This window comes from Nonomuraea sp. CA-143628, assembly GCF_050942315.1.
In the GTDB taxonomy this organism is placed as follows: domain Bacteria; phylum Actinomycetota; class Actinomycetes; order Streptosporangiales; family Streptosporangiaceae; genus Nonomuraea.
This window is the reverse complement of record NZ_CP192072.1, coordinates 13,545,463-13,570,283: the sequence shown is the minus strand read 5'-3', so window position 1 is coordinate 13,570,283 and position 24,821 is coordinate 13,545,463. Positions and strand designations below refer to the sequence as shown.

27 protein-coding genes and 1 tRNA gene are annotated in these 24,821 nt (G+C 68.8%); 11 read left to right on the top strand and 17 right to left on the bottom strand.

Features of this window, described 5'->3' with window-relative positions; translation table 11 throughout:
- Positions 1–36 precede the first annotated feature (36 nt).
- Positions 37–2,292: an AAA family ATPase gene (locus ACQP2T_RS62280; protein ID WP_433513975.1), complete on the top strand. Its 2,256-nt coding sequence runs from the start codon at positions 37–39 to the stop codon at positions 2,290–2,292.
- A 31-nt stretch (positions 2,293–2,323) separates the two neighbouring features.
- Here ACQP2T_RS62280 and ACQP2T_RS62275 read toward each other — a convergent pair whose 3' ends face one another.
- Entirely contained in the window at positions 2,324–3,919 is a 1,596-nt protein-coding gene (locus ACQP2T_RS62275) for an AAA family ATPase (RefSeq protein ID WP_433513974.1), read from the bottom strand.
- Between the two features lie 178 nt (positions 3,920–4,097).
- Between ACQP2T_RS62275 and ACQP2T_RS62270 the strand changes: the two genes are divergently transcribed.
- Positions 4,098–4,748, top strand: coding sequence for an HAD family hydrolase (locus ACQP2T_RS62270; protein WP_433513973.1), 651 nt, complete (start codon positions 4,098–4,100; stop codon positions 4,746–4,748).
- A gap of 65 nt (positions 4,749–4,813) precedes the next feature.
- Here the strand turns inward: ACQP2T_RS62270 and ACQP2T_RS62265 are convergent, their stop codons facing one another.
- The 3 genes from ACQP2T_RS62265 to ACQP2T_RS62255 all read right to left on the bottom strand — a co-directional run bounded on the left by ACQP2T_RS62265 (position 4,814) and on the right by ACQP2T_RS62255 (position 5,743).
- On the bottom strand, positions 4,814–4,939 hold the full coding sequence (locus tag ACQP2T_RS62265) for an SDR family oxidoreductase (protein ID WP_433513972.1): 126 nt from the start codon (positions 4,937–4,939) through the stop codon (positions 4,814–4,816).
- 116 nt (positions 4,940–5,055) lie between these two features.
- Complete coding sequence (locus ACQP2T_RS62260; protein ID WP_433513971.1) at positions 5,056–5,553, bottom strand: DinB family protein; 498 nt, start codon at positions 5,551–5,553, stop codon at positions 5,056–5,058.
- A 100-nt stretch (positions 5,554–5,653) separates the two neighbouring features.
- Positions 5,654–5,743, bottom strand: a tRNA-Ser gene (locus ACQP2T_RS62255).
- A gap of 51 nt (positions 5,744–5,794) precedes the next feature.
- Between ACQP2T_RS62255 and ACQP2T_RS62250 the strand changes: the two genes are divergently transcribed.
- Complete coding sequence (locus tag ACQP2T_RS62250; RefSeq protein ID WP_433513970.1) at positions 5,795–6,124, top strand: STAS domain-containing protein; 330 nt, start codon at positions 5,795–5,797, stop codon at positions 6,122–6,124.
- Here ACQP2T_RS62250 and ACQP2T_RS62245 read toward each other — a convergent pair.
- Genes ACQP2T_RS62245 through ACQP2T_RS62220 form a run of 6 tightly spaced genes read right to left on the bottom strand, consistent with a single transcriptional unit; the run spans position 6,121 to position 10,676 of the window.
- A complete protein-coding gene (locus tag ACQP2T_RS62245) occupies positions 6,121–6,966 on the bottom strand; it encodes an NUDIX domain-containing protein (RefSeq protein WP_433513969.1) in 846 nt (281 codons plus the stop codon). The two genes, ACQP2T_RS62250 and ACQP2T_RS62245, sit on opposite strands and share 4 nt — an antisense overlap.
- Before the next feature lie 26 nt (positions 6,967–6,992).
- Positions 6,993–7,751 carry a M15 family metallopeptidase gene (locus ACQP2T_RS62240; protein ID WP_433513968.1) on the bottom strand — a complete coding sequence of 253 codons (759 nt, stop codon included), beginning with the start codon at positions 7,749–7,751 and terminating at the stop codon, positions 6,993–6,995.
- 29 nt (positions 7,752–7,780) lie between these two features.
- Positions 7,781–8,266: a universal stress protein gene (locus tag ACQP2T_RS62235; protein WP_357962326.1), complete on the bottom strand. Its 486-nt coding sequence runs from the start codon at positions 8,264–8,266 to the stop codon at positions 7,781–7,783.
- A 15-nt stretch (positions 8,267–8,281) separates the two neighbouring features.
- Positions 8,282–8,521 carry a hypothetical protein gene (locus ACQP2T_RS62230; protein WP_358534675.1) on the bottom strand — a complete coding sequence of 80 codons (240 nt, stop codon included), beginning with the start codon at positions 8,519–8,521 and terminating at the stop codon, positions 8,282–8,284.
- Positions 8,518–8,943: a hypothetical protein gene (locus ACQP2T_RS62225; RefSeq protein ID WP_357962320.1), complete on the bottom strand. Its 426-nt coding sequence runs from the start codon at positions 8,941–8,943 to the stop codon at positions 8,518–8,520. The genes ACQP2T_RS62230 and ACQP2T_RS62225 overlap by 4 nt, the downstream gene beginning before the upstream one ends.
- Positions 8,940–10,676: an MDR family MFS transporter gene (locus tag ACQP2T_RS62220; RefSeq protein ID WP_433513967.1), complete on the bottom strand. Its 1,737-nt coding sequence runs from the start codon at positions 10,674–10,676 to the stop codon at positions 8,940–8,942. The genes ACQP2T_RS62225 and ACQP2T_RS62220 overlap by 4 nt, the downstream gene beginning before the upstream one ends.
- Positions 10,677–10,841: 165 nt before the next feature.
- On the opposite strand from ACQP2T_RS62220, the gene ACQP2T_RS62215 reads away from it, so the two are divergent.
- The 5 genes from ACQP2T_RS62215 (at position 10,842) to ACQP2T_RS62195 (ending at position 16,087) form a co-directional block, all read left to right on the top strand.
- Positions 10,842–11,414 carry a TetR/AcrR family transcriptional regulator gene (locus ACQP2T_RS62215; RefSeq protein ID WP_433513966.1) on the top strand — a complete coding sequence of 191 codons (573 nt, stop codon included), beginning with the start codon at positions 10,842–10,844 and terminating at the stop codon, positions 11,412–11,414.
- A 44-nt stretch (positions 11,415–11,458) separates the two neighbouring features.
- Positions 11,459–12,244: an SDR family oxidoreductase gene (locus ACQP2T_RS62210; protein WP_433513965.1), complete on the top strand. Its 786-nt coding sequence runs from the start codon at positions 11,459–11,461 to the stop codon at positions 12,242–12,244.
- 53 nt (positions 12,245–12,297) lie between these two features.
- Positions 12,298–13,251, top strand: coding sequence for a DUF3800 domain-containing protein (locus ACQP2T_RS62205; protein WP_433513964.1), 954 nt, complete (start codon positions 12,298–12,300; stop codon positions 13,249–13,251).
- 155 nt (positions 13,252–13,406) lie between these two features.
- Positions 13,407–15,050, top strand: coding sequence for a hypothetical protein (locus ACQP2T_RS62200; protein WP_433513963.1), 1,644 nt, complete (start codon positions 13,407–13,409; stop codon positions 15,048–15,050).
- Positions 15,047–16,087, top strand: a complete 1,041-nt coding sequence (locus ACQP2T_RS62195; RefSeq protein WP_433513962.1) for a hypothetical protein — start codon at positions 15,047–15,049, stop codon at positions 16,085–16,087. The genes ACQP2T_RS62200 and ACQP2T_RS62195 overlap by 4 nt, the downstream gene beginning before the upstream one ends.
- Here the strand turns inward: ACQP2T_RS62195 and ACQP2T_RS62190 are convergent.
- From ACQP2T_RS62190 to ACQP2T_RS62175, 4 genes are read right to left on the bottom strand one after another with little or no spacing between them, the layout of a single operon-like run.
- Entirely contained in the window at positions 16,072–16,671 is a 600-nt protein-coding gene (locus ACQP2T_RS62190) for a GTP-binding protein (RefSeq protein ID WP_358534691.1), read from the bottom strand. The genes ACQP2T_RS62195 and ACQP2T_RS62190 overlap by 16 nt on opposite strands.
- Entirely contained in the window at positions 16,652–17,053 is a 402-nt protein-coding gene (locus tag ACQP2T_RS62185; protein ID WP_358437298.1) for a DUF742 domain-containing protein, read from the bottom strand. The genes ACQP2T_RS62190 and ACQP2T_RS62185 overlap by 20 nt, the downstream gene beginning before the upstream one ends.
- On the bottom strand, positions 17,050–17,481 hold the full coding sequence (locus ACQP2T_RS62180; RefSeq protein WP_433513961.1) for a roadblock/LC7 domain-containing protein: 432 nt from the start codon (positions 17,479–17,481) through the stop codon (positions 17,050–17,052). The genes ACQP2T_RS62185 and ACQP2T_RS62180 overlap by 4 nt, the downstream gene beginning before the upstream one ends.
- Positions 17,478–19,868: a nitrate- and nitrite sensing domain-containing protein gene (locus ACQP2T_RS62175; RefSeq protein WP_433513960.1), complete on the bottom strand. Its 2,391-nt coding sequence runs from the start codon at positions 19,866–19,868 to the stop codon at positions 17,478–17,480. The genes ACQP2T_RS62180 and ACQP2T_RS62175 overlap by 4 nt, the downstream gene beginning before the upstream one ends.
- 310 nt (positions 19,869–20,178) lie before the next feature.
- Between ACQP2T_RS62175 and ACQP2T_RS62170 the strand changes: the two genes are divergently transcribed.
- Positions 20,179–20,727, top strand: a complete 549-nt coding sequence (locus ACQP2T_RS62170) for a Pycsar system effector family protein (RefSeq protein WP_433513959.1) — start codon at positions 20,179–20,181, stop codon at positions 20,725–20,727.
- 167 nt (positions 20,728–20,894) lie between these two features.
- On the opposite strand, the gene ACQP2T_RS62165 is transcribed toward ACQP2T_RS62170, so the two are convergent.
- The 3 genes from ACQP2T_RS62165 to ACQP2T_RS62155 form a co-directional block, all read right to left on the bottom strand.
- Positions 20,895–21,281: a hypothetical protein gene (locus ACQP2T_RS62165; RefSeq protein ID WP_433513958.1), complete on the bottom strand. Its 387-nt coding sequence runs from the start codon at positions 21,279–21,281 to the stop codon at positions 20,895–20,897.
- A 94-nt stretch (positions 21,282–21,375) separates the two neighbouring features.
- Positions 21,376–21,921 carry a hypothetical protein gene (locus ACQP2T_RS62160; RefSeq protein WP_433513957.1) on the bottom strand — a complete coding sequence of 182 codons (546 nt, stop codon included), beginning with the start codon at positions 21,919–21,921 and terminating at the stop codon, positions 21,376–21,378.
- A 366-nt stretch (positions 21,922–22,287) separates the two neighbouring features.
- Positions 22,288–22,590, bottom strand: coding sequence for a hypothetical protein (locus ACQP2T_RS62155; protein ID WP_433513956.1), 303 nt, complete (start codon positions 22,588–22,590; stop codon positions 22,288–22,290).
- Between the two features lie 176 nt (positions 22,591–22,766).
- Between ACQP2T_RS62155 and ACQP2T_RS62150 the strand changes: the two genes are divergently transcribed.
- Complete coding sequence (locus tag ACQP2T_RS62150) at positions 22,767–24,134, top strand: phenylacetate--CoA ligase family protein (protein ID WP_433513955.1); 1,368 nt, start codon at positions 22,767–22,769, stop codon at positions 24,132–24,134.
- A complete protein-coding gene (locus ACQP2T_RS62145) occupies positions 24,131–24,712 on the top strand; it encodes a TetR/AcrR family transcriptional regulator (protein WP_433513954.1) in 582 nt (193 codons plus the stop codon). The genes ACQP2T_RS62150 and ACQP2T_RS62145 overlap by 4 nt, the downstream gene beginning before the upstream one ends.
- The last annotated feature ends 109 nt before the right edge of the window (positions 24,713–24,821 follow it).

Genomic DNA, 24,821 nt, shown 5'->3' with positions numbered 1-24,821 from the left:
TGCTGCCCCTTTACACCCACCAGGGGGAGAAACACGGTGGCAAGACACGATCGAGAGGAATCTCTCGAGGAACAGCTGGCCTGGCTGGACGCGATCAAGGAGACGGAAGAGGCTCCGATCTCGGTCAGCGCCTCTGCCTCGGAGGACTCCGTCGCTTCGCCGTACCCCCAGGACCCTTGGCTCTCGGTGCCGTCCCAACACGAGACGCCGACGCCGCTGTTCAGGGCCGCGGTCGACTCGGTGTACGGCACGACGCCCGCGGAGGACCTCGCCGACGGGGGGAGCCCGCCGTCCGGCACGAAGGATCTCGGTACGAAGGACTTCGGCAAGCAGGACATCGGTACGAAGGACTTCGGCAAGCAGGACATCGGCACGAAGGACGACGCCCAGCCCGTCTCGCCACCGATGAGCCTGGGCAAGGCCGACGACGGGTTCCTGCCGCTCAAGCCGCTGCCCCGGCCCGACGACACCGACGCCTACTCGCTGCTGTCGTACCCGGAGCCGGCGAAGAAGCCGGTGGTCGAGGAGGCGGAGGAGGAGACGAAGTCCGCCTGGCCCGTGCCGCCGGAGTGGTCGCGCCCGACGGAGACGTCCGAAGAGCCGCGCCCGGCCGAGAAGGCCGAGGAGTCTTCCCAAGGCGCCTTCGAGCCGCCGCCCGCGGAGGACGCCACGGAGCCACGGCTGGAGGTCCCGCTGACCTTCGACAAGTCGCTGAACTTCGACACGCCGCCCGCGTTCGACCCGCCCGCGTTCGACTCGCCGGCCTTCGACAAGCCCGCGTCCGAAAAGCCGCTCTTCAACAAGCCGGGCTTGGACAAGCCGCTGAGCTTCGATCTGCCGCTGAGCTTCGACAAGCCACCGGCCGCCGAGAAGCCCCCGGCCGTCGACCAGCCGTCCGCCTTCGACAAGCCGTCGGCTCTGGACAAGCCGTCGGCCCTCGACCAGCCGTCACAGCCGCGCGCTTTCGAGGAGTCACGCGCCTTCGAGGAGCCGCGGACCCTCGACGAGCCGCCCCCTCGCGCTTTCGACGAGACGAAGCCGCCGTCCCGGCTGTTCGACGAGACGAAGCCGCCGTCCCGGCTGTTCGACGAGCCGAAGCCGTACGAACGGGACCGCGCCTACGAGCAGGACCGCTCCCATGAGCCTGAGCGTTCCTTCGAGCGGGACCGTTCCCACGAGCAGGACCGCTCATGGGACCAGCCGCGCTCCTACGACCAGGACCGCGCCTACGAGCAGCCGCGCACCTTCGAAGAGCCGCAGCCGCGCACCTTCGAAGAGCCAGAGCCCCCCGCTCCGCGCCGCCGCCCCGCCCCCGTACCGGTCTTCAACGCCCCACCCCGCCCCCCGATCACCGGCAGGCCCACGGCCGACAGCCTCGACCCCGAGTCGCTTCTGCGCGGCCGCCGCAACGCCCCCTCCAAGGGCTGGCGCCGGCTGATCTACAAGGCGTCGGGCGGCTGGATCAAGCCGGGCGAACCGCCAGAGGTCCGCCGCCGCCGCGAGCTGCTGACCAGGGCCCGCACCCCGGTCGCCACCGGTCACCACCGCGTGGCCGTACTGAGTCTCAAGGGCGGTGTGGGCAAGACCACGACCACGGTCGGCCTGGGCGCCACCCTCGCCGCGATGCGCGGCGACCGGGTGATCGCGGTCGACGCGAACCCCGACCGCGGGACGCTGTCCGACAAGCTCACGTTGGAGACCTCGGCGACCGTACGCGACCTGCTCAACGAGAGCGACCAGGTCAAGAGGTACGTGGACATCAGGGCGTTCACCTCGCAGGCGCCTTCGCGGCTGGAGGTGCTCGCGTCGGACCGTGACCCGTCGGTGTCCGAGGCGTTCAGCGGTGCCGATTACCAGGCCGTCTCACAGGTGCTGGAGAACTTCTACTCGATCTGCATCACCGACTGCGGCACCGGCCTGCTCCATTCGGCCATGGGCGGCGTGCTCGGCCTCGCCGACCAGATCGTGCTGGTCAGCTCGCCGTCCGTGGATGGTGCCAGGGCCGCGTCGGCGACGCTCGACTGGCTGGAGGCGCACCACTACGGCAACCTGGTCAGGGAGGCGACCGTGGTGCTCTGCAGCGTCCGGCCGCGCTCGAAGTCGGCGGTCGACATCTCCAAGCTGGAGGCCCACTTCGCGGCGCGGTGCCGCGCGGTGATCCGCGTGCCGTACGACCCGCATCTGGAGGAAGGCGCGGAGATCGACCTCGACCGGCTCCAGGAACCGACCAGGGAGGCCTACCTGCACTTGGCCGCCTGCGTCGGTGACGGATTCGCCGCTCAGGGGGAGTGAACGCGGGGGACCTTTGCCCGGCCGCCGCCCGTCACACGCGCAGAACGGTGACTTGGCGGCCGGACGGTGTGGTCGCCTGCGCGAATCCGCCGCGTTCCTTCCAGGGTGGAGCTTCGGGGCGCCGGTCGAAGATCACCAGCGCGCCGGTGGAGAGGGTGAGCCGGTCCAGGTAGCGGTCGAGCTGCGTGAGGCCGTCGGGCTTCGGGTCTTTTTCGCCGGCTCGCCAGACCTTGAGTTCCATGGCTTCGCGTTGCATCAGTCGTTCGCCTTCGGGGCCGGTGTAGGGCCAGCGGACCAGGACGTCCAGGCGTTTGGTACATGCGGCGTACTCGCGGTCGAGATAGCCGCCGCCGTTGACCAGGCGGTGCAGGAAGGCCATGAGGATGATCTGGCAGGCGGCCTCGTGGTATCCCTCCTGCTGTATGAGGACTTCGCCGTGTTCGCGCCAGAACACGACGAACTCCTCCAGGAGGCGTGGCAGGTCGAACCGGCCGTCGGGCAGTACGAAGCTGTGCGGGTCGGCGTGGATGTTCTGTTCCGTCAGGTCGCCCAGCACGCGCAGGATGACCTCCCGGTAGATCGGGTTGGCCACCTGCGGCGGAGGTTTCTGCGTGATCAGGCCCAGATCACGGGCGTAGGACAGGTCGTCGGAGTTGCTGCGGTCGGTGTAGAGGCCACCGGCCAGGATCGGTTCCATCACCCGCTTGACCCGGGGCTCGTGCAGCCGGGCCGCCAGCGAGTCCAGGTGGGTGGCGCGGGCCCGGATAAGCCGCTCCTTGGCCTCGTCGGCCAGCGCGGTGGTGATGCTGGCGGTCACCTGCATCTTGATGATGATCTCGTTGGCGAGGGCGTTGACCAGCCACGGTTGGCCCTGGGTCAGCTCGAAGACCCGGTCCACCGCGTCCTTGGTGAATTCCTGGCCGGTCGCCTGAGTGTGCTGGTCGTACAGCTCGGCGATTTCGTCGGCGGTGAAGTCGCCCAGGCGCAGCGACTCGGCGACGATGTTGAACGGGCTGGCCGGGTTGGACCGGCCGGGTTCGCCGCCCGAGGCGACCTTGTAGTCACGCAGGTCGCGCAACCCGCACAGCGCCACGGAGACGGGGAACGGATGGCCTTCTGGCCGCGCGTTGTGACCGTCGCGCAGCTGGCTGAGGATGCTGACCAGGCTGTTGCCCTGCACGGCGTCGAACTCGTCGAGGAACAGCACCACCCGGCGCGGGCAGCGGCGGCACCACTCGCTCAGCGCCGAACCGAACCGGGTGCCCGGCGTGACCTGCGGCAAGTGATCCGGCGGCAGCAGCTCCTCCGGCCATCCCGACCGCGCGGCGGCTTCGCGGAGGGAGTCCAGCAGGATCGACTCCGCCCAGGCTATGTCGTCGCCGGCCGCCTTGGCACGCTCGCAGGAGAGCATCAGGGCGGCGATGTCGCCTTCGGCGGTCAGCTCGGCCGCCAGGGTGCGCAGCGCGGTCGTCTTCCCGGTCTGCCGGGGTGCGTGCAGCACGAAGTAGCGGTCCATCTCGATGAGCACGCGCGCCTGCGGGAGCCGCTCCGCGGGGGGCAGGATGTAGTGGCGCTGCGGGTCGCAGGGACCGGTGGTGTTGAAGAATCTCGCTCGGGGTGGCCGCATGGTCACATTCTGCCATCGCCCGGCCACTCGTGTCCGGTCAGGAACACAACGGGTCTCCACTCTTCATCCGCGGCATCGCCGATGCTTCGGCTCGCGTCGCCCGGCTCCCGGCGCCCCGCGCGCCGGTCATCGGATCACGCACCGGACACGAACTACCGCTCCTCCCTACCCTGTCCAGATGATCACTCCAATCGAACTCGTCATCTTCGACTGCGACGGCGTGCTCGTCGACAGCGAACCCATAGCCGTGCGCTTCCATGTCACCTTGGGCGCCGAGCTGGGTTGGCCGCTGACCGAAGCCGAGGTGATCGAGAAGTTCATCGGCCGGTCGCCCATCTCCAACGTCGAGCAGATCGCCGCCCGAGTCGGGCCGAGCCGTGCCGCGCTCTGGCACGAGAGATTCGTCCAACTCCACCGCGCGGCAGTCGATGCCGAACTCACTCCGGTCGACGGCATTCTCGAAGTCCTCGACGTCCTCACGCTTCCCAGCTGCGTCGCTTCAGGCGGCAGCCACGACACGATGCGCCAAACCCTGGGCCGCACCGGGATCTACCCATACTTCGACGGCCGCATCTTCAGCGCCGCCGAGGTCGCCCACGGCAAACCGGCCCCCGACCTGTTCCTGCACGCCGCCAAGCAGATGGGCGTCCCGCCCTCGGCCTGCATCGTCGTCGAGGACAGCAAATACGGGATCCAGGCAGCCCGCGCGGCCGGCATGCGCGCCCTTGGCTACGCCGGCGGACTCACACCGGCGCAGTGGCTCGAAGGGCCGAACACCACGGTCTTCGACAACATGCGCGAACTGCCGAGACTCCTCGCCGAAGCCTGACCGACCATGACTTGGCACACGGCTGAGATCGATTACCGGGTCAACATTCCGGGACAGGGCACCCGCTAGGAGAAGACCGCGAGGTTGGCGGTGGTGTGACCGCCGTCCACCGCGATCGTCTGGCCGGTGATGAAGGACGCCGCGTCCGACAGCAGGAACGTGGTCAGGCTCGCGACGCGACCGCTCGCCATGTGGCGACCATCCGCGAATATAGCAGTGCGGGCCGGGCATCGGAGCAGTGCTTGCCCAGGCCTGACGGTCGGCGTCTCGTGCGGAGTGGGTGACCCCACGAAGGCCAGGTGGGGAGTCAGCCTCGGTCCCATATCCGCCCGGTGTCCCAGGCGTACTCCCATGCCTGGAGGTCCGGCGGCTGGATGCCGAGGCCGGTCAGGATGGCGCAGACCTGCTCCCTGTGGTGGTTGGCGTGGTTGAGGGCCTGAGCCACGAAGATGCCCGCACGGACCTCATGAGCTCCGTTGTCCACGATGACCACGCGTTCCACGTCGATCGGCTTGGCCAGCACCTGCTCCCAAAGCTGCTCGGCCTCCGACGCCCAGACGAGGAGCTCCCGCAGATCGGTGTCCTCGTCGCTGTCGACCCAGCCGAGTTCGGCGTCGCCCAGGCGCCGTACGTAGCTTCCGTCCGAGGTGATGATGTGGCGGAGGGTGGCGAGGATGCCGCCGAAGGTGCCGACGCCGCGAACCTGGAGTTGTTCCGCCGAGAGATCTTGATCCTGGCAGAACCGCACGAGCCGCTTCGTCGCCCAGTTGTTGTGGCGGACCGCATCGAGCAGGATCTCGTTCACGACTTTCTCCTTCGTTCCGGCGCCGGCCACGATGCTGCCGGGATAGCGCCTGGGGACGCAACGCGATTACCGCGGCGACAGGCCCTCGGAACGGAAGGTGTGGCGGAGGGTGTGGGATTCGAACCCACGAGGCCATCGCTGACCTGGCCGCTTTCAAGGCGGCTGCACTCGTCCACTATGCGAACCCTCCAGTGCGCACACCACCATAGCGGCTGCGGTGACACCGGTGTACGTTCGGGAGGTGGCGGATCTCAGCGTTGAGGTGGACCGGGCCGAGGGCAGCGCGAATGTGCGCCTCGACGGTGATCTCGACAAGCTCACCGCGCCTCGGCTCAGGAAGGTCCTCAGCGAGCTGATCGCCGCCGGCCACGTCTCGATCGTCATCGACACGACCGCGCTGGCGTTCTGCGACTCCAGCGGCTTGTGGGTGCTGGTCGAGCACCAGCGCGAGGTCGGCGTGCGCGGCGGCTCGCTCGGGCTCACGGGCGTGCATGGGGTGCTGCGCCGGGTGCTCGACGTGACCGGTCTGAAGGCCGCCTTCGACAGCGTCCAGTTATCGGCGGCGTCCTAGTCGTCCAGTTGTGACAGCAGCCATTTGGGGCCCACCGTCCTGGCTCCCAGCGCGCTGACGCGCTCCTTGAGTCCCCTGTCCGCCGTCACCACGACCACCCGCTCCCACGGCCGCGCCCGCCGTACGACGTCCACGATCGCGTCGTCGCCGCTGTCCGTCGCCGCCACCACTTCGATGCCGGGCATGTCCGGTGCCTGCTTCGCCGCGCCCTCCACGACCGCCACGATCCGTGGGTACCACTGCGCGAGCACCGGATGCCGAAGCCGCAGCGTCGCCACCTCGGCCAGCAGTCGCGTCGCCGCGCCGAGTCGGTCCTTCCACCAACCGTGCTCGGCTCGGGCGCCGACGATGTTCGCGACGTCGAGCACCAGCGTCTCGGGGGTGAGCTCCGGCTGGATCCTGTCCCACGACTCGGCGAAGCCGGGGTGCAGCTTCCTGCCCGGGACCTCGGGCAGCGGCACCCAGCGCAGCTCGGTGCTCTCGCTGTTGGCGGGCACCGCCGCCAGCAGCTCGGCCGACTCGGCGATCACGGTCTCGAACGCCCAACCGCCGTGATCGTCCAGGTAGACACCCTGCACGCGCAGGCCGTCGCCGACTACGGACGCCTCTTCGTGCGCCTCGCGCAGCGCGGTCGCCACGGCGTCCTCGTGGCTGTCGCGCGCGCCTCCCGGCAGCCCCCACGTGCCGCCGTGGTGGCTCCACCATGAGCGCTTCTGCATGAGCACGTATGGAACGCCGCGCTCGTCATGGTGTACGGCCAGGAGCCCCGAAGCCCCGTGCAGCCCCCAGTGCCGGTGCCCTCGGGCGCACTGGGTCCAACCGTCGCCGTCCTTAGCCGCCATGACTTGATTCTGTCAGGCTGACGCCCTCATCGGCCGTTACGACTGAAGTGCTGATAGTCCCTGGTGCCCGACCACTCGCCGCCCCAGCCCCAGCCCACCGAGGAGAAGACCTTGACAACCCGGTCACCCGCGTTGATCACGCCTTCGCCCTTCGCCGGGCGCTTGGCGAACTTCTTGGCGTTCGGGTGGGCGGTGCCGCCGCTCGCGGTGACGTACGGGTTCTCGCGCGGGTTGATGTCGATCGCCTCGCCGAAGGCGTGGTTGGACCAGTTGCTGGACCCGGTGGCCGCGCGGCAGTTGAAGGCCGAGGTGTTGTCGGCGTCGATGGAGTCGTAGTCGTCGCCCTTGTAGACGTCGACGAGCCGCATCTGCTTGATCGGGTAGCGCATGGCGTACAGCTTCCCGAAGACCTTGACGACGTCGCCGGTGACCGTCTTGCGCACGACCAGCTCGCCGGTGTGCGCCTTGTCGTCGAAGCCCCAGTAGGTCATCGTGATCAGGCGCAGGTCCTGGTAGGAGACCGGGCAGCCGGGTTTCCACGAGTAGGGCAGCCGGGCGCGGGAGACCTTGGCGACCTTGGCACTGAACCTGGGCGGCTCCGCGGGCTTGGGCGAGGCGGTCTTCGCCGTCGGGGTGGGCGTCGCGGGCACGGGCGGCTGGGTCTGAGCCCCGGCGGCCTGAGCGTCGGCCGGGGGCTGCTGGGGTCCCTCTTGTGAGGCGACCGGCGCCTGCCCACCGCACGAAACTGACGCGAACACCACAAAGGCAGCGGCAGTACGTTTCATGCGGCCACACTACGCGACGTCCTACGAGGTCAAGGCACGATCAGGACGGTACGGCGCGCACGCTTGGCCAGCCCCACGGCCACCGAGCCGCCGAAGGTGTGCCACGTGGAGCGGGACCGGCCCACCACGATGGCGTCGGCCATGCAGGAGGCGGCGAGCGTCTCCAGCTCCCGCGCGGTGTCTCCACGTACCATGACGAACCGCCACGGAACCCCCACCCCGCTCAGCTCCGTCCGCAGATCCTCGGTCAGGTCCCCGGCCGAGTCGGGGATGATCGGCGCGCCCGCGAAGAACCACAGCGTGGCGCTGGTGAGGGTCTCCACGAACGCGATGAGCAGCGCGGCGTTGTCCCGCCGGGCGAGCCCGGCCGCGTACGCGAGCGCGTTGCGGCTCGGGCCCGATCCGTCGAAGCCGACCACCAGCAGCCCGGTGCCGTCCTTGCCGATCTCGAACTGCCCGCTGGGGAGCTTGCCTACCAGGGGCTCCCACCGGTCGTCTGTGCTCTCGCCGAACACGGCACGCCTCGCACGTCAGCCGTCGGCGACGTGCTTGCCGCGGCCGGCCAGCTCGCGCAGCGCGTCGGCCGCGTAGATCACGAGGGCGACGAACGAGAGGCCGGCCAGCCCGCCGCCGACCCACAGGTCGTTGACCGTCGCGTCGGCGTAGGCCGCGCCTCTGGGCTGGTAGCCCACCGCGAACGGCGCCGCGATCAGCCACACGCCGGCCAGGAACAGCAGGATGAGGGCGGAGACGCCCATTTTCGCCTTCATCGGTTGTCCTCCACTCCCACCAGGGCGGCCTTGCCGTTCTGGCGGTGTTCGCCGCCGCCGCGTCCGGCGGTGTTCAGGTCCTCACGCAGCGCCTCGACGAGCGGGGCGAGCAGGCTCGCCAGCTCCGCGGACGACGCCTGCGGCGCGGCCGCCACCGGCTCGGGCTCCGGCTCGGCCTGCTTCTGTCGTACGGCCACCAGGCCCCGCACCACGAGCTCCTCGTGGATGGCGGCGGCGAAGGCGGCCACGCCGATGAGCCCGACGACGGCGACGCCCAGGCCGGTGAAGAACTCGGATGTGGTCGGGTCGGTCCAGTCGGCGTTCTCCGGCTGGGTGCCGAGGGCGAACGGGGCGATCATCAGCCAGAGCCCGGCCATGAGGGCCAGGGCGGCCGCGACGGCGCCCACGAACTTACGAATCATGCTGAAACTCCTCCTGTGACGAGGTCTTTCCGCGGTGGCGCGGCCTGCGCGATCAGAGCGCGTGAGGTGGGACGCAGCACGCTCTGGGCGACCGATCTGGCGCGCTCCCGTTCTGTACGGTCATCGGGCGGCGCCATCCTGGCGACCGCGGACAGCAGCGCGGACGGCTGGTCGGTGGCCCGCTCGATCCGCTGGGCGATGAGCTCCAGCAGCAGCCCGGCCAGGACCAGATCGTCCTTGCTGAGCGGCTTGGGCTCCGGCGCGGGGGCCGCGCCGCCCCTGAGCGGCAGCTCCTTGAGGAAGAGCGTCGCCACGAAGCCGAGCAGCGCGATCGGCACGCCGACGATGAAGACGGTCTCCAGGCCGCGGGTGAAGGCTTCAAGCACGATGTGCTTGATCGGCCCGGGCAGCGCCTGGATGGAGCTGGGGCTGCCCAGCTTGGGCGAGGAGCCGCCGGGTAGCGCGATGTGCGCGGCCCGCAGCATGTCGGCCATCTCGTTCTTGAGGCGGTTGGTGAGGATCGCGCCGAACGCGGCCACACCCACGGCGCCGCCGAGTGAGCGGAAGAACGAGACGCCCGCCGTGGTGGAGGCCATGTCACGCACCTCGGAGCCGTTCTGCGCGGCCAGGATGAGCATCTGCATCGACAGGCCGAGCCCGATCCCCAGGACGCCCACGTCGAACCCGATGAGCCACTGGCTCGACTCCACGTGCAGCCGCGACAGCAGGAACAGTCCCGCGGCCACGATCAGCAGGCCCGCCACCGGGAAGATCTTCCACCGGCCGGTCTGGGTGACGATCTTCCCGGAGATCACACCGGCCAGGAACAACGCCACCACCATGGGCAGCGTCATCAGCCCCGACTCGGTGGGGCTCAGCCCCTTGACGATCTGCAGATACTGCGGCAGGTAGATCATCGCGCCGAACATCGCCATGCCGACGAACAGCGAGGCGATGCTGGTGAGCACGAACGTCGGGTTCCTGAACAGCCTGGGCGGCAGGATCGGGTTGCGGGCCGTGCGCTCGGACAGCACCGCCAGGGCCAGCATGAGCAGGCTGAAGGCCCCCAGGGCGTAGGTCCAGAAGGAGTTCCACTCGAACTCCGTGCCGCCCAGCGTCAGCAGCAGCATCAACCCGCTCGCGCTGGCCGTGATGGTGGTGGCGCCCCAGATGTCGATGGAGGTGTTGCGCCGTACCTTGGGCAGCTTCAGCACCCGCTGGATCACCGCGAACGCGATCACCGCGAATGGGACGACCACGTAGAAGCACCAGCGCCAGCCGAGCCAGTCGGTGTCCACGATGAACCCGCCGAGCAGCGGCCCGGCGACGGTGGAGATGCCGAAGACGGCCCCCATGTATCCCGAGTAGCGGCCGCGCTCCCTCGGCGACACGATGTCGCCGAGGATCACCTGAGCGAGGGCCGACAGGCCGCCCACACCCAGACCTTGTATGGCGCGCGCCGCGATGAGCTGCCCGATGTTCTGCGACAGACCGGCCACGAGCGACGCCGCGACGAACAGTCCCAAGGCGCTCTGGAACAGCAGCTTCCGGCCCCAGAGGTCGGACAGCTTGCCCCACAACGGCGTGGAGACCGTCATCGTCAGCATGGTCGCCGACGCCACCCACGAATACTGGTCCTGGCCGCCGAGTTCTCCCACGATCGTCGGCAGTGCCGTGCCAACCACCGACGTCGAGATCATCGAGGTGAGCATGGCGAGCATGAGCCCGGACATGACCTCGAGGATTTCGCGGTGGGTGTAATGCCGCCTCGCGGGGGCCGCGGCCTGTGTCTGGGCTACCAAGACACCACATCCCCTTCTTACCGTTTTCTCCTCGGCGAGTATACGCCCGTTTACTAGCCGCGCGGCAAGTGGGGTCTGCTGAGTAGAGTTCGAGCCATGGAAGCGCAGTTGACGGATGCCCGGCCGCGCGATCGTGCGGCCACCCGCCAGCGGCTGCTGGAGGCAGCGCGCATGCTGTTCGGCGAGTACGGCTATGAGCAGGTGACGGTCCGCATGATCGCCTCGGCGGCGGACGCCAACATCGCCCTGGTGGGCCGCTATTTCGGCTCCAAGTCGGGCCTGTTCGGCGAGGTGCTGGCGGGCGAGCCGACGGTCCGCGCCGTGGTCGAGGGCGACCGGGCGGGCCTGCCCAGGCGGCTGGCCGAGTACGCCGCCCAACGCATGAGCCACGACCCGGAGACCCCCATCCTGCGCTCGCTCGAACGCTCGGCCGGCGACCCCGAGATCCAGGCCCTCGTACGCGAGCGCCTGCACACCGTCGTGCTGGAGCCCATCGCGGCGCTCCTGGGCGGCCCGGACGCGCACGCGCGGGCCCGGATGGCGACGGCGGTCTTCCTGGGCATCGGCTCGGTCCGCCGCCTCATCGGCCCCGAGACGCCGTCACCCGCCGACGTCGACCGGCTCACGGCGGTGTTCGAGCTCTGCCTGGGCCTGGAGACCCACCTCTAGCGCTGGTATTGAAACAGGTTTCACTTCGACCGTAGGGTCATGGCATGATCCTCGACCGCTTCCGCGTCACCGGCCACGCCGCGATCGTCACCGGCGCCGGCCGGGGCATCGGCGCGGCGACCGCCATCGCCCTCGCCCAGGCGGGCGCGGATGTGGCGATCTCCGCCCGCACGGAGGAGCAGTTGCGCACCGTCGCAGCTCAGATCGAGGAGGCGGGCAGACGGGCACTGATCGTGCCCGCCGATCTCAGCGTGCCGGGCGCCATGGAGGCGCTCGCGGAGCAGGCCGCCGACGCCTTCGGCCGGCTGGACGCGATCGTCAACAACGTGGGCGGGGCGATGCCCCGCGCCTTCCTCGACACCACGCGGAAACATCTTGAGAACGCGTTCCAGTTCAACGTCGGAATCGCGCACGAGCTGACGCGGGCGGCCGTGCCGCACCTGCTGAAGAACGGCGGCTCGGTGGTGAACATCTCCTCGGCCGTCGGCCGGACGGCGGGCCGGGGCTATTTGGCGTACGGCAGCGCCAAGGCGGCGCTCACGCACTACACGCGGCTGGCCGCGCGCGACCTGGCGCCCAAGGTGCGGGTCAACGCGGTCGCCGTCGGCGCGGTTGCCACCTCCGCCCTGGACATCGTCATGACCGACGAGGACCTGCGTACCCAGATGGAGCAGTCCACCCCGTTGAAGCGGATCGGCGAGCCGGAGGACGTGGCGGCCACGGTGCTCTACCTGGTCTCGCCGGCCGGGCGCTACCTGACCGGAAAGGTGCTGGAGGTCGACGGCGGCATCGACCAGCCCAACCTCGACCTCGGGCTGCCCGACCTCTGAACCAGGTCCGAAATCCCGTTGAAGGCGCAATGGGCGATTTGAGAGAGTTGACTGTGGCACAACCCTTCGAAATCGCCTGTGACGAGTCCGGCTCAGAAGGGGAGAAGCTCATTGGGGGAAATACCGCGGTATTCGCCCACGCGAGCGTACGACTGGACGTCGAATCGGCGGCGGACTGCATCCAGGAAGTACGGAGCAGAGCCCCCTCTCCAACCACGGAATACAAGTCGGGCATCATCCGCCGTAAGAAACACCTGAACGCCCTCAAATGGCTGCTCGGCCCATCGGCGCCGCTTCTCGGCAACGCCCACGTCTATCTGATCGACAAGACCTTCTTCGCGATGAACAGGCTTGTCGACCTGCTCGCCGTACAGGACCGCGAAGCCATGGCCGACACCCTTTACCGAGAGGGCGGGCAGACGTTCGGCCCCGACAGGTGGAACGCCTTTCTGCACTCCTTCAACGACCTGATGCGCACCAATATCGGCCGGGGCCCGAGAGCCTCCGTCGAAACGGTATTCGCCATGGTCGACACCTTGCGCCGCGCCACCCCGCGAAGCCGGGCCGGCGAAATAATGGACCTGCTCTGGGAGTCCCGATCCCAGGTGGACGCCTTCCGAGAGCGGTCGCCCACGCTGAACCCGCTGTTCCCGGCCATCAGCCAGGCCATCGTCTACTGGAGCGAAACCGGAAGACCCGTCTCGGTCGTGCACGACCGGCAGACCCTCCTCACGCAGGCGCGCATCGACGAGCTGGAGGAGGCGCATTCCGCCCAAGGCCGGCTGGCCGGCCTGCGGCTCGTCGACTCGCGCACGGACCCGCGCGTCCAGGTGGCCGACCTCCTCGCCGGAGCCGCGCGGAAGATAGCGGAGGACGAGCTCACCGGCCAAGGCGACGCGGAGGTCACAGCGTTGCTGCGACCGTACGTGGACGCGGTCTCCATCTGGGGAGACGACCGAAGCTGGTCCCTGCTCGCGCCGAGCGACCCGGTCCTGAGGCTCGGCTGACCGAGATCGCGGCGATCGACGATGTCGCCGTGCGGAACCATTTCGCGGCAAGGATCACGTGATCCAGGGGCAAAGGTCGGCCCGCCCGGTTGCCGGGTCTGGCAGGGTCGTCGCGGCCGTGCCGATCGGGCGACGGGTACGGGGTCGGAGAGATCATGAACCTTGTGGGGGACAGCGAGCAGTTCGATCGGCTGCTCATCGCTGCACGGGCGTATTGGGGACATCGCCCTCCTCGGGATGACAGCGCGCCAGCGGTCGTGGCAGAGGCGTTCCATGAGGACATCAGGGTCATCGTGCGCAACCTGCTGGTGGCGAACGCGCTCTGCGATCTGTTGTCGGCCCGGCTGGTCGTGCTCACCGGCACGGACCCGGACTGGCGCGAGACGCTTTGGCAGGAGTTCGACATTCAGCGGGTCCGGCGGCTGGCCGAGGCGTTCGGCGCCACCGAGGTGCTCGACGTGCACGGCCTCGTGGATCGCCGGCTGGCCGACCGAGGCGACAGCCCGGCGCAGGGAAGCGACTCCGAGACGCTGACCGCTGTGGAGAAGGCGACGCTGATCCGGCTGGGCCGGGTGCCGCGACTGCCGGACAGCGAAGAGCCCTGGCATCAGTCGCGGCGCGCCCGTACCAGGGCCTTCTCCGCCGTCTACGACCGGCTGTTCGCGGAGCGGTCGCCCGCCGCGCTGGTCACCAGCCATGTCGACTACGACCAGTGGGGGCTGGCGGTCGACACGGCCATGCGCCGGGAGATCCCGGTCGTGCACGTACAGAGCACCGGGGCCCTGAAGGCGTACGCGCTCTTCCCGGAGCGCCGCGGCGGGCTCGGCACCTTCCGGGAGGAGCTGACCGGCCAGATCGGCGAGTTCTTCGAGGAGTACGTCTGGCCGCGCCGGGACCTCATCAGGCCGAACGCCGAGCTCGTGGCCTGGCGGGCGAAGGTCAACCTGGGCCGGCCGAGCTGGTGGCGGGCCGGAAACGTGAGCGACTACGAAGTGCGTACCGAGACGGAACGCCGCCAGCTCCGCCAGCACGCCTGCGAACGCCTCGGGATCGACCCGGACCTGCCCGTCTTCACCGTCTTCCACCATGCCGTCTCCGACGCGGTCGGCGCCAACAGGGAACTGTTCGACGATCTGGCGCGCTGGTTCGAGGAGACCGCGGATTTCGCCGCCACGAACGACCGCGTGAGCTGGCTCTTCCTAGATCATCCGAGCCAGTTCCGGTATGACACCACCGGCCATTTCGCGGCCGTGGCGGCCCGCCATTCAGCGCACGAGCACATGGCCTTCATGCCCAGCCTGGCGCTGTCGAAGAACGCGCTGTGGAGCATGACCGACGTGGGGGTGACCGTGCGCGGGAGCGTCTCCAACGAGTTGCCCGCCTTCGGCATCCCCGTCATCCAGGCCGGCTGGTCCGAGTGGAGCGAATGCGGACTGTCGCACGTCGCCCGCACGCGGGACGACTATTGGCGGCTGCTCGGCGAGGCCGTCGCCAAGCACGCGAAGGGGGAGTCCATCTTGGGGAGCGAGCAGCGGGAGCGGGCCCGGCTGTGGCTGTGGCTCTACCGCAGCGGGGCCGACGTGCCCTCGCCGGTGGTGCCGCACTGGGAGGTCGGGCAGGGCAACGAGTACCTGCACACGCTCGTGGCGGGCCTGCGGCACGTGGAGCGCGACGGCGACCCGCTCCACTGCGCGGTACGCAGGATGTGGGAGCGGCGTGATCCGCTGCTGTGCCGGTTCGACTTCCGGGATCCCGACGGGTTCGGTACGGCTCTCACCGCTTCGAGGAGCGCTTCATGAGCGACTTGCCGGCCTCCGGGACGGGCACCGACTTCGACCGGCTCGCCGTCCCCGCCGAGGCGCCGATCGGGATCATCAGCGGCCACGACGCGGCGCTGCAGGTGGCCGACCAGGTGCATCGTGGCGTACAGATCGTGGGCCGGTTCGAGCGCTCGGGACTGGCCGGATTCAAGGTGGCCGCCGCGGGCCGCCGGCTGCGGGTGACGGTGTCGCTGTCGGTGGACGCCGGGTCGGTACGCGGCTGGCACGAGGGGGAGCCGGAGCAGCCGGCGGAGGCCGTCAAGGGCCTGCCGCGGCTCATCCAGATCCGCTCCCAGGGGCGGTTGCGCCAGTGTGTGCTGCTGAAGGGCGGCGGTCACCTCAAGAAGAGTGTGGCGGTCTTCGACCTGCTGCCCGAGGAGATGCCGGACGACGGCCTGATCTGCGTCGAGGCGCTGGACATCATGGAGGGACGCGGCATTTCCGGCGTACTCCGTGAAACCGTGGCGGGGTCCGTCATGCCTGACGGCGTGGCCGGGTTGCGCATCGACAGCGTGGACTTCATCGTGAGTCCGGCCGGGGAGCAGGCCAAGCCCGCCCCCGAGCAGACGCGGGACGGCGTGCGCAGTGAGACCTCGTCCCTGATCAGCTGCGGCGGCTTCGCCGGTCGGCAGGGCACCCGTTCTCTGCGCTCCGGCCTGTTCATCGTCAACCCGGTACCACCGGGCGCCTTCGGCTCGGGTGGCGAGCTGACCATCCGCCTCAGCGGCAGGGCGGGCGGCACGGCCGGTCGGCGACTTCGCGCACTGATCCGGAAGGCCCGGCCCGGGGGCAACGGCTGGGCGCTCAAGGCGGCCGCGCCGACCGTACAGCGGATCGTGAGCTTTCAGGACGGTGACCTGCCGGTGCCGGCCCAGTCCACGAGCGGCGCCATCACCGAGCTCCGGCTCCCGGCGCCCACGAACGGACCGACCCTCGTGGTGGTAACCGCCCAGAACGGTGCCGTGCCCAGCCTGCTGTCCACGACGTGGCGGCCGGGAGGTCAGGCCACGGGGTGAGCCGCGGCGCGGGACTGCGTGTCCATCAGGTGCTCGATGAGCGCCAGCAGCACGTCGCGGCCCGCCGTCCGGTCGCGGGCGTCACAGAGCACCAGCGGCACCTGCGGATCGAGGTCGAGGGCCTTGCGGATCTCCTCCTGCGTCCGGTCCTTGACGCCGTGGAAGCAGTTGACGCCGACGATGAAGGGGATGCGGCGGCTCTCGAAGAAGTCGATCGAGGCGAAACTGACGTCCAGCCGGCGGGTGTCGACCAGGACGACGGCGCCCATCGCGCCGTTGACGAGGTCGTTCCACATGAACCAGAAGCGTTCCTGCCCAGGCGTGCCGAACAGATAGAGGACGATTTCACGGTTGATGGTGATGCGCCCGAAGTCCAGGGCGACGGTCGTGGTGGTCTTGCCGCCCACCCCTTCCAGATCGTCGACGCCGACGCTGGCATGGGTCAGGTACTCCTCGGTACGCAGGGGAGCGACCTCGCTCACCGCGCCGACCAGGGTCGTCTTGCCCACGCCGAACCCACCGGCGATAAGGATCTTCACTGCCAGGGGAGCGGTGTCCTTCTGGTCAGAGATTGCGTAGCCCATCCCGCACCGCCTCAAGAATTGTCATACCGGGAAGGCCACCCGCCTGCGCGAAGGCCAGCGGCGGCCGGGCCCGCAGCTGACCGGCCTCGATCAGGTCGCCGATGAGGATCTTGGTCACCGACACCGGGAGGTTCAGCGCGGAGGCGACCTCGGCCACCGCCAGGGGCCGCGTGCACAGAGCGAGGATGGTGCGGTGCTCCGGCTGCATCCTCCGCATGCCGTGTCCCGACTCCGAAGAGGTCGCCTCGGACAGCGCCGTCACCAGGGTGATCAGCGTGAGGTCGTCCCGCTCGGGGGTGGTTCGTCCGCCGGTGATCGTATAGGGACGGACAAGCGGCTCATCGGCGGCATCGTCGTCGAAGCTCTCCGTCCAGTGCCTCATCCGTGTCTCCCCGCGTCATCGGGTTCCGGGGTGCGCGTGTCGGTCCCCAGCTTCTGGCCGACCTGCTGGACCAGGGTGTGCATCGCGACGGCCATCAGCTCCGCGTCGACCTCCTGAGAGGCGACCACGGCCAGATGGGTGCCGCGGCCCGCCGCTGTGACGAACAGCCACAGGTCGGCCATCTCGATGATGACCTGGTGGACCGGGCCGCCGCTGAAGAGCTGTCCGACACCGCGAGCCAGGCTCTGCTGGCCGGTGGCGATCGCGGCGAGGCGTTCGGCGTCCGAGCGCTCGATGGTCCGGGAGCGGCTGACCACCAGGCCGTCGTCGGACAGCACGATGGCGTGCCGCGTGCCCGCGACCTGATTGACCAGGCCGTCCAGGAGCCAGTCCAGGTCTGCGTCGGTGGCGGTGGTGCGCTGCGTCATCTTCGGTCTTCCGTCGTAGGGGAGCCGGGCTCGGGGGATCCGTCCGGCCGGGGCTGGAAGGCGTCGTCACCGGTCCGGCGCCGGCGGGACTGCCTCTGGAACGCACCGATCGTGGCACTGGATCGGCTGGGCTGCTCGCGTACTGCCCAGGTTTCCTGGTCGGTATCTTCATCCCTGTCCACCGGGGCCTTCAACTCGGTGACCAGATTGGCCTGGCGCACCCGTTGGGGCAGCGGCGGACGCTCGGCGGACGGGGGCGCGTCGTCTCGATCCCGTGCTGTTTCCGGTGCTGTTTCCGGTGCTGTTACGTAGGCCATCGCGCGTCCCCTGGAGCGGGTCGGCAGCGGCGCGTCGTCCTCGCGAGGCGGGACTTCCTGGGGGCGGGTGGGGACCTCCCTGGGCAGCGCCGTCGGTCCGGGAACCGGGCGGGGGCGGTCCACCACGAGCGGCTCCGGGAGCAGCACGATGACCCGGGTGCCGCCGAAGGCGGACGGCCGCAGCTCCACCTGGAGTCCGAGGCTCGTGGCGAGCCGGGCGACCACGTACAGGCCGAGACGCACATCGTCGGCGTGGGTCATCACGTCGAGCTGCGGCGGCGACTTCAGCAGGGCGTTGGCGGCGGCGTACTGCGCGGGCTCCATGCCCAGACCGCGGTCCTCGATCTCCACGGCGAGGCCCCGGCTGACCAGCGCGGCCCGTACCTCGACGGGGGTCATCGGCTTGGAGAAGGCGGTGGCGTTCTCCATCAGCTCCGCCAGGACGTGGACCAGCGGTCCGACCGCCCGCTCGGCCACCCAGGGGTCGCCCTCGACCTCGATCGAGATCCGGCGGTAGTCCTGGACCTCACCCTGGGCGGCGCGCAGGACGTCGAGCAGGCGTACCGGCTTGCGCCAGCGGCGCTGCGGCTGGCCGCCGCCGAGGATCACCAGGTTCTCCTCGTAGCGGCGCAGGCGGGCGGTGAGGTGGTCGAGGTCGAACAGGCCCTCCAGCACCTCGGGGTCCTCGTGCTTGCGTTCCAGCTCGTCCAGCTTCTTCAGCTGAAGGCCGATGAGGATCTGCGTACGGCGGGCGATGCGCTGGAGCATGCGCTGGAAGCCACGGTGCTGTTCGGCCTGCCGTACGGCGGTGTGGACCGCGCTGCGGCTGGCCAGATTGAGGGCATGCCCGAGCTCGCCGAGCTCGTCGGGGGTTGGCTCGACCATGTGCACTTCCGCGTCCACGTCGACCTCCTCGCCACGCTCCAGGCGGGCGACCACGTCGGGCAGCCGCTCCTGGAGCTCCTGGGCCTCCTCGCGCAGGTGGAGGATGCGCCGGCGCAGGATGCTGGTGAGGCGCCAGCTGGTGAAGATGACCAGGCCCAAGGCGAGCAGGCCCACGCCGCTGACGCTGAGGAAGATGATGAAGAGGGTGCCGGCATGGGTGTAGCCGATCGTGGCCACGTTGACGAGCCGGACGCGCAGGAGTTCCACCAGCTGCGGGGTGACCGCGTCCACCGAGGAGCGCCACGACGTGCTGACCTCGCCGAGCGCCACCTGGCCGCTCTCTCCGGTCCCGGCGGTGACCAGCCGCTCCTCCAGAGCGATCATGGTCTGCCACGCCTTGCTGGCCGTCAGCTTTCCGTACTGGCTCTCGTTGTCCAGGAGGCTGGGAGCCACCCGGGACTGGAGAAGATGCTCCTTGGTGCCGATGGCGTCGGCGACCAGGTCGTGCTCCTCCGCCGTAAGGCGCCCCTTGTCCCAGCCGCGGGCCAGAATGGCGTCCTCGCGGCCGAGCATGTCGAGGACCCAGAAGAGGTCGACCAGCGTCTGCGCCTTGGTGTTCACCTCGCCGTGCTCGGTGTGGCTGAGGACGGTCAACAGCCTGAGGTCCGACTCGATGACGCCGGTGTAATAGTCGAACGCCTTCTGCTCGTTGGACCACCCGGCGTCGACTGCCCGGCGCTGCTGGTCGAGGAGGTCGAGGCCCCGTTCGACGCGGGCGACGGCCGCGGGGATCCCCTCCTGTCCCTTGGTGGTGTCCAGGGTCGCCACGGGACGGAAGGCCTTCACCGCCTGGTCGGTCAGCACGCGCTGCTTGGCGAGCTTGTCGCGGGCGCCGCCCCGCGGGTTGGCCTGCACCTCCGCGGTGAGCAGCCGCTCCTGCCCAAAGTTGAAGAACAGGTTGGCCGCGGGCCTACCGGCGGTGGTGGTGGCCAGATCCATCTGGGCCTTCTCCGACTGCCATTGGCTGAACAGCTGGAACATTCCCGAAGCCAGTACCGGGGCAAAGGTGATGCTCGGTACGAAGACCAGAATGATCAGTACGGTCCGCAGGGGCAGTCGCCGAGCACCGGCCAGTCGCCGCGGCCGGTCGCCGGCCGACTCCGGTGCGCCGTTCCCATCGTCCACGGTTCCCGTACGTCGCCGCCCGACTCTGCCCAAACCAGCCACGTGCGGGCACTCTCCTTGCCGATCAGCGCGTCCTTCACAAATCGCCAAAGTAGGCGATTAGTGGCCTGATAGTAGCGATAGGGCAGTTGGCGTCGAAAGCCCCCGCTTCACGGGCCCTGCGGCAGTGGTAGGCCATCCGCAAGCAGACCGGTATGCGGGACACGTCCGGGTGCACCGGCTCCTGCCCTGGCCGCACGCCTACAGTCGAAAGTAGGCGAACTCGACTGCCTCGCTGGTCAGCCCTATCGGCGGAAAGGACCCGCCCACCATGAACCACGAACCGGCCGCATCCGGCGGTCACCCCGGAGAGGACAGCGGTGCGCCGCATGCGCCCATGTCCCCGTTCCTCAGGGATCGACTCGACGCCGCCACCACCGCGGCCCGCGCTGAGCTGATCAGCGCCAGCGAGAAGAGAGCCGGCCTCCTGCTGTCCTGGGCGGGCGTCGCCTACGGCGTGATGGTCACCCTCATCCTCACCGGTCCGGCCCAATTCCCGGGAGTCGGGCGCTTCGGCGTCATCCTGGCGCTGATCCTGCTGTCCGCGGCGGTCCTGCTGATCCTGATCACCATTCGCCCCCCATCGCCCCAACAGGGCGGGCAGAGAATCCTCATCTACGCCGAGGAGCCCACGCCCGAAGCCCTGATCGAGCGGATGAACGCCGAGGCCAGGGACTACGAGCTGTTCCTGGCCACCGACGCCCTGAGGATCGCGCGGATCGCGCGCACCAAACACCGCAATCTGCGCTGGGCCGTCAACCTGATCGTCACCGGCATCGCGGTCATGACGATCATGGTCTTCCTGGAGCGCCTGCTCTGACACTGGCCAGGATTGTCGCCTCGATCACGGCCGAGCACCGCGGCGATCGGCGGGGCCGTGGTCAGCAGGAGCAGCGGGAGGTCGGTGGCGACCACGCACGGCCGAGGCAAGACAAGCCATGGGCGCCGGATGACCGACGCCCATGACCCGACATTGCCTCCAATGGCTCACGTCTTCTTTCTGCTGGTTCCCCTGGCCGCGGTGGTGGTCGTCCGCGTGGCCTTCGTGCCAGTGGCTTTGCTGTTGACGGTGTACTGCTCCAGGACCTTCATGATCTCGGGAGTCAGAGCGTCTGCCAGCGCGGGCGCGAGAGAGTCGGCCAGAGCGGAGGCCAGAACCTGCGCGAGCAGGAGCCGTTCGATTGTCGATGCCTTCGGCATCGCGTGCGTCCCCGATGTGAGGGCTGTTTCGATGAGGGCGGCCATCGAGTCCCCGCCGCGGGCAAGAACCTTGGTGGACTGGCTGGCCTCATTGAGGATGTCGCGAATGACGTCGTCGATCAGCGAATCCACCGGGTCATGCTCGGTCGGTTCAGCGGCTTCCTCTGACGCCATGAGTTGCTCCTCTGCGGTCGATGTGTCCTGTCCCCAGCTGTCGATTCACGCCGGCTGAGGGACTCTTTTCTGCCTGCGATCGGGAGTCGCGGCACTACCGGTTGGCGAGCGCGGCGAGCAGGAGTGGGTGGTCGATTCCGCTTTCCTCGCCTCCTCTGCGGCGGCGCATCATCATGGCGAGGAGAAGTGGGTGGTCGATTCCGCTCTCTTCGCCTCCTCTGCGGCGGCGCATCATCATGGCGAGCAGGAGCGGGTGGTCGATTCCGCTCTCCTCGCCTTCTCCGCGGCGGCGCATCATCATGGCGAGCAGGAGTGGGTGGTCGATTCCGCTCTCCTCGCCTCCTCTGCGGCGGCGCATCAGCGCGGCGAGGAGTAGCGGGTGGTCGATTCCGCTCTCCTCCTCTTCTCCGCGGCGGCGCATCATCATCATGGCGAGCAGGAGTGGGTGGTCGATTCCGCTCTCCTCGCCTCCTCTGCGGCGGCGCATCAGCGCGGCGAGCAGGAGCGGGTGGTCGATACCGCTCTCCTCCCCTTCTCCGCGGCGAGTCGCGAGCGCGGCAAGCAGCAGGGCTTCCAGGGAACGCCCTTCACCTTCACGCTCGGAGGTCTCGGTACGCGCGGCCTCTGCGGTGGCGGTCATGGGATGTCCTTTCAAGTGCTGGGATAAGCACACCAGGTTCGTGATGGGGATACATCGTCCCGATACCCGCCGCCTCCGATGTAATTCACAAAGAAGCGTCCAAGAAAAACTGGTCGAATATCTAAACAGCCCCATTTTGGGATGCTCTTTGGCGGTCCGGGGGCATGGTCGACACCGGCTCGGGAGAATGCCCGATGATCAACGGGATTGGGGCCGCGCATAGATATTCATTGGTACGCCTTGGCGAATATCTAATTCGCGGTGGTTCGGCGGGTGTGTTCCGGCCGCTGAGGGGAGACGGCGCGGGTGCCGTACTTGGACAGATCCTGACCCCGGCCCGGACCCGAGCGGTCGTGAAGCTCCGATCTAAGTGGCGAACACGCTGGCGAAGAACCCGATCACCGCGTATACCACTGCGATTACGATCGCCCAAATCAAGGTGATGCCCATCAGGGAGAGTACGAAGGTGTGCATTCCCGCGATGGCTGCGTTGATGAGGATGGCGATAACGTCGGAGATCACCAGCTCTTTCCAGGACTTGAAGACCAGAAAGCTGGAGATCAGTCCAGTGATCATGGTCAGAGCCACCACTCCGGCCGTACCCCAGAAGCCAGAGTCGGGCTCGGCGGATTCCGCGACCTTTGGCGAGTATTGCGTGACCGTGACCACCGGAGTGGCCCCTTGGCCGCCACCGGCGACTTCAGCGTAGACAGTGAGCCGTCGTGGCTTGGCAGGTTCATCCGCTCGACCCCACCTGGACCCGTGACCTGCCTCGCTGTGACCATCTGGCCAGAAAAACATGTCATGCCACTAACTTTTGACAGTCATGTGACAGAATATTCGGCATGAAGGAGAGCGTTCCACGGCTGCTGCAAGACGCGCGCCGCACCAGAAGGCACCACGAGTGGGCGACAGTCCAGCGACGGCGGCTCGCCGAGATCGTCGAGCACGCCCGTACCCACTCGCCCTACTACCGGGATCTCTACAGCGGCCTGCCTCCCCGCGCCGATTCCGCCACCGAGCTGCCCGTCACCGACAAGAAGGCGCTGATGGCGCACTACGACCATTGGGCCACCGACCGCGAAGTAACCCTGACCAGGGCGCGCGCCTTCGCCGCAGACCCGCAACTGGTAGGTGGACGGTTCCTCGACCGATATCTGCTGGTCACCACCTCGGGCACCACAGGAAACCCCGCGATCTTCGTCAAGGATGATCGGGACATCGCCGTCAACTACGCCCTCAGCATGCGGATGATGAGCTCCTGGCTGGACCTCGCCGACATCGCCCGCATCGTGGCAGGCGGCGGACGAATGGCCATCGTGGCCGCGACGAACGGCCATTTCCTGGTCTCGGCCGGTGCCGCCCGCATGCGCGCACACCGGCTACAGCGCAAGGCCATCCGCCTCTTCTCCGTACACACCCCGCTGGACGCACTGGTCGAGGCGCTCAACGACTTCCGCCCCGCTCTCCTGCTCGGGTACGGCAGCGTCCTCAACATGCTCGCCGCCGAGCAGGAGTCTGGACGGCTGCACATCGCGCCGGTGGTGGTCGAACCCGCCGGCGAGACGCTGACCAGCGGTGACTACGCGCGGATGGCTCGCGCCTTCGAAGCCAAGGTGCGTGACACGTACGGCGCCAGCGAGTGTCCCTTCCTCACCGAGGGCTGCGCGTACGGCTGGTACCACGTCAACAGCGACTGGGCCCTGGTCGAACCGGTCGAAGCCGACTATTCCCCGACCCCGCCGGGCAGGCGATCCCACACCGTTCTGGTGACCAATCTGGCCAACCGCGTACAGCCGATCCTGCGCTACGACCTCGGCGACAGCGTCTTGCAGCGGCCTGACCCGTGCCCATGCGGCAACCCCCTGCCGGCCATACAGGTGCAGGGGCGCGTGGCCAACGTGCTCACGTTCGCCACCGGGCAGGGCGAGGTCGTCATCGCGCCACTGATGCTCAACACGCTCGTGGACCGCACGCCTGGCGTACAGCTGTACCAGATCGTCCAAACCAGCCCGGCGAGCCTGCGCATACGGCTGCGGCCCTCGCCTGGGGCGGACCCGGAAACGGTGTGGCGGGCGGTGCGTGACGGGATCGGCGGCCTGCTCGCCGACCACAAGCTGGATCATGTCATCCTGGAACGCGCTGAGGAGCCGCCGCGGCAATCCCCTGGCGGAAAGTATCGGGCGGTCATCCCGCTGAAGGATTTCGCATGATGTCAGATTCCGAACAGCCCGGACTACGGGAGCGCAAGAAGGCCGGCACCCGCGCCGCCATTCAGCGGCACGCGCTGCGCCTGTTCCGTGAGCAGGGTTACGACGCCACCAGCGTCGAGCAGATCGCCCAGGCGGCCGACGTCTCGCACCGGACGGTGTTCCGCTACTTCCCGACCAAGGAAGCGCTGGTCACCCTCGATGACTATGACACCCTCATCGCCGAGGCGTACGCGGCCCAGCCGCCGGAACTCGGCCCGGTGCCGGCGCTCCGCAATGCCTTCCGGACCGTGTTCACCGACCTGACCGACGCGGACGTGACCGCGAAGCGGGAGCGCCAGGCGCTCGTGCTCAGCGTCCCCTCGCTGTGGGCGGCCAGCCTCGCCAACATCACCAACACCAAGCAGACGCTCACCGAACTGGTCGCCACCAGGCTCGATCATCCGCAACACGACGACCGAGTGCGGGCCGTCGCAGGCGCGGTGTTCGGCATTTTGCTGTCGGTCTGGCTGGACTGGGCCAAGGACCCGGAGCTGGACGCTCCGGCGGCGTTGGACAGCGCGCTCGCCCATCTTGAGTGAGATCAGGGCCTGGATCGGGCGTGTCCGTTAGAAGCGTGAACGCGTCCGACTGGCGGAAGCCGACCAGGCCGACTCGATGTGAGGATCGGGACATCCGCTCGCGGCAGTC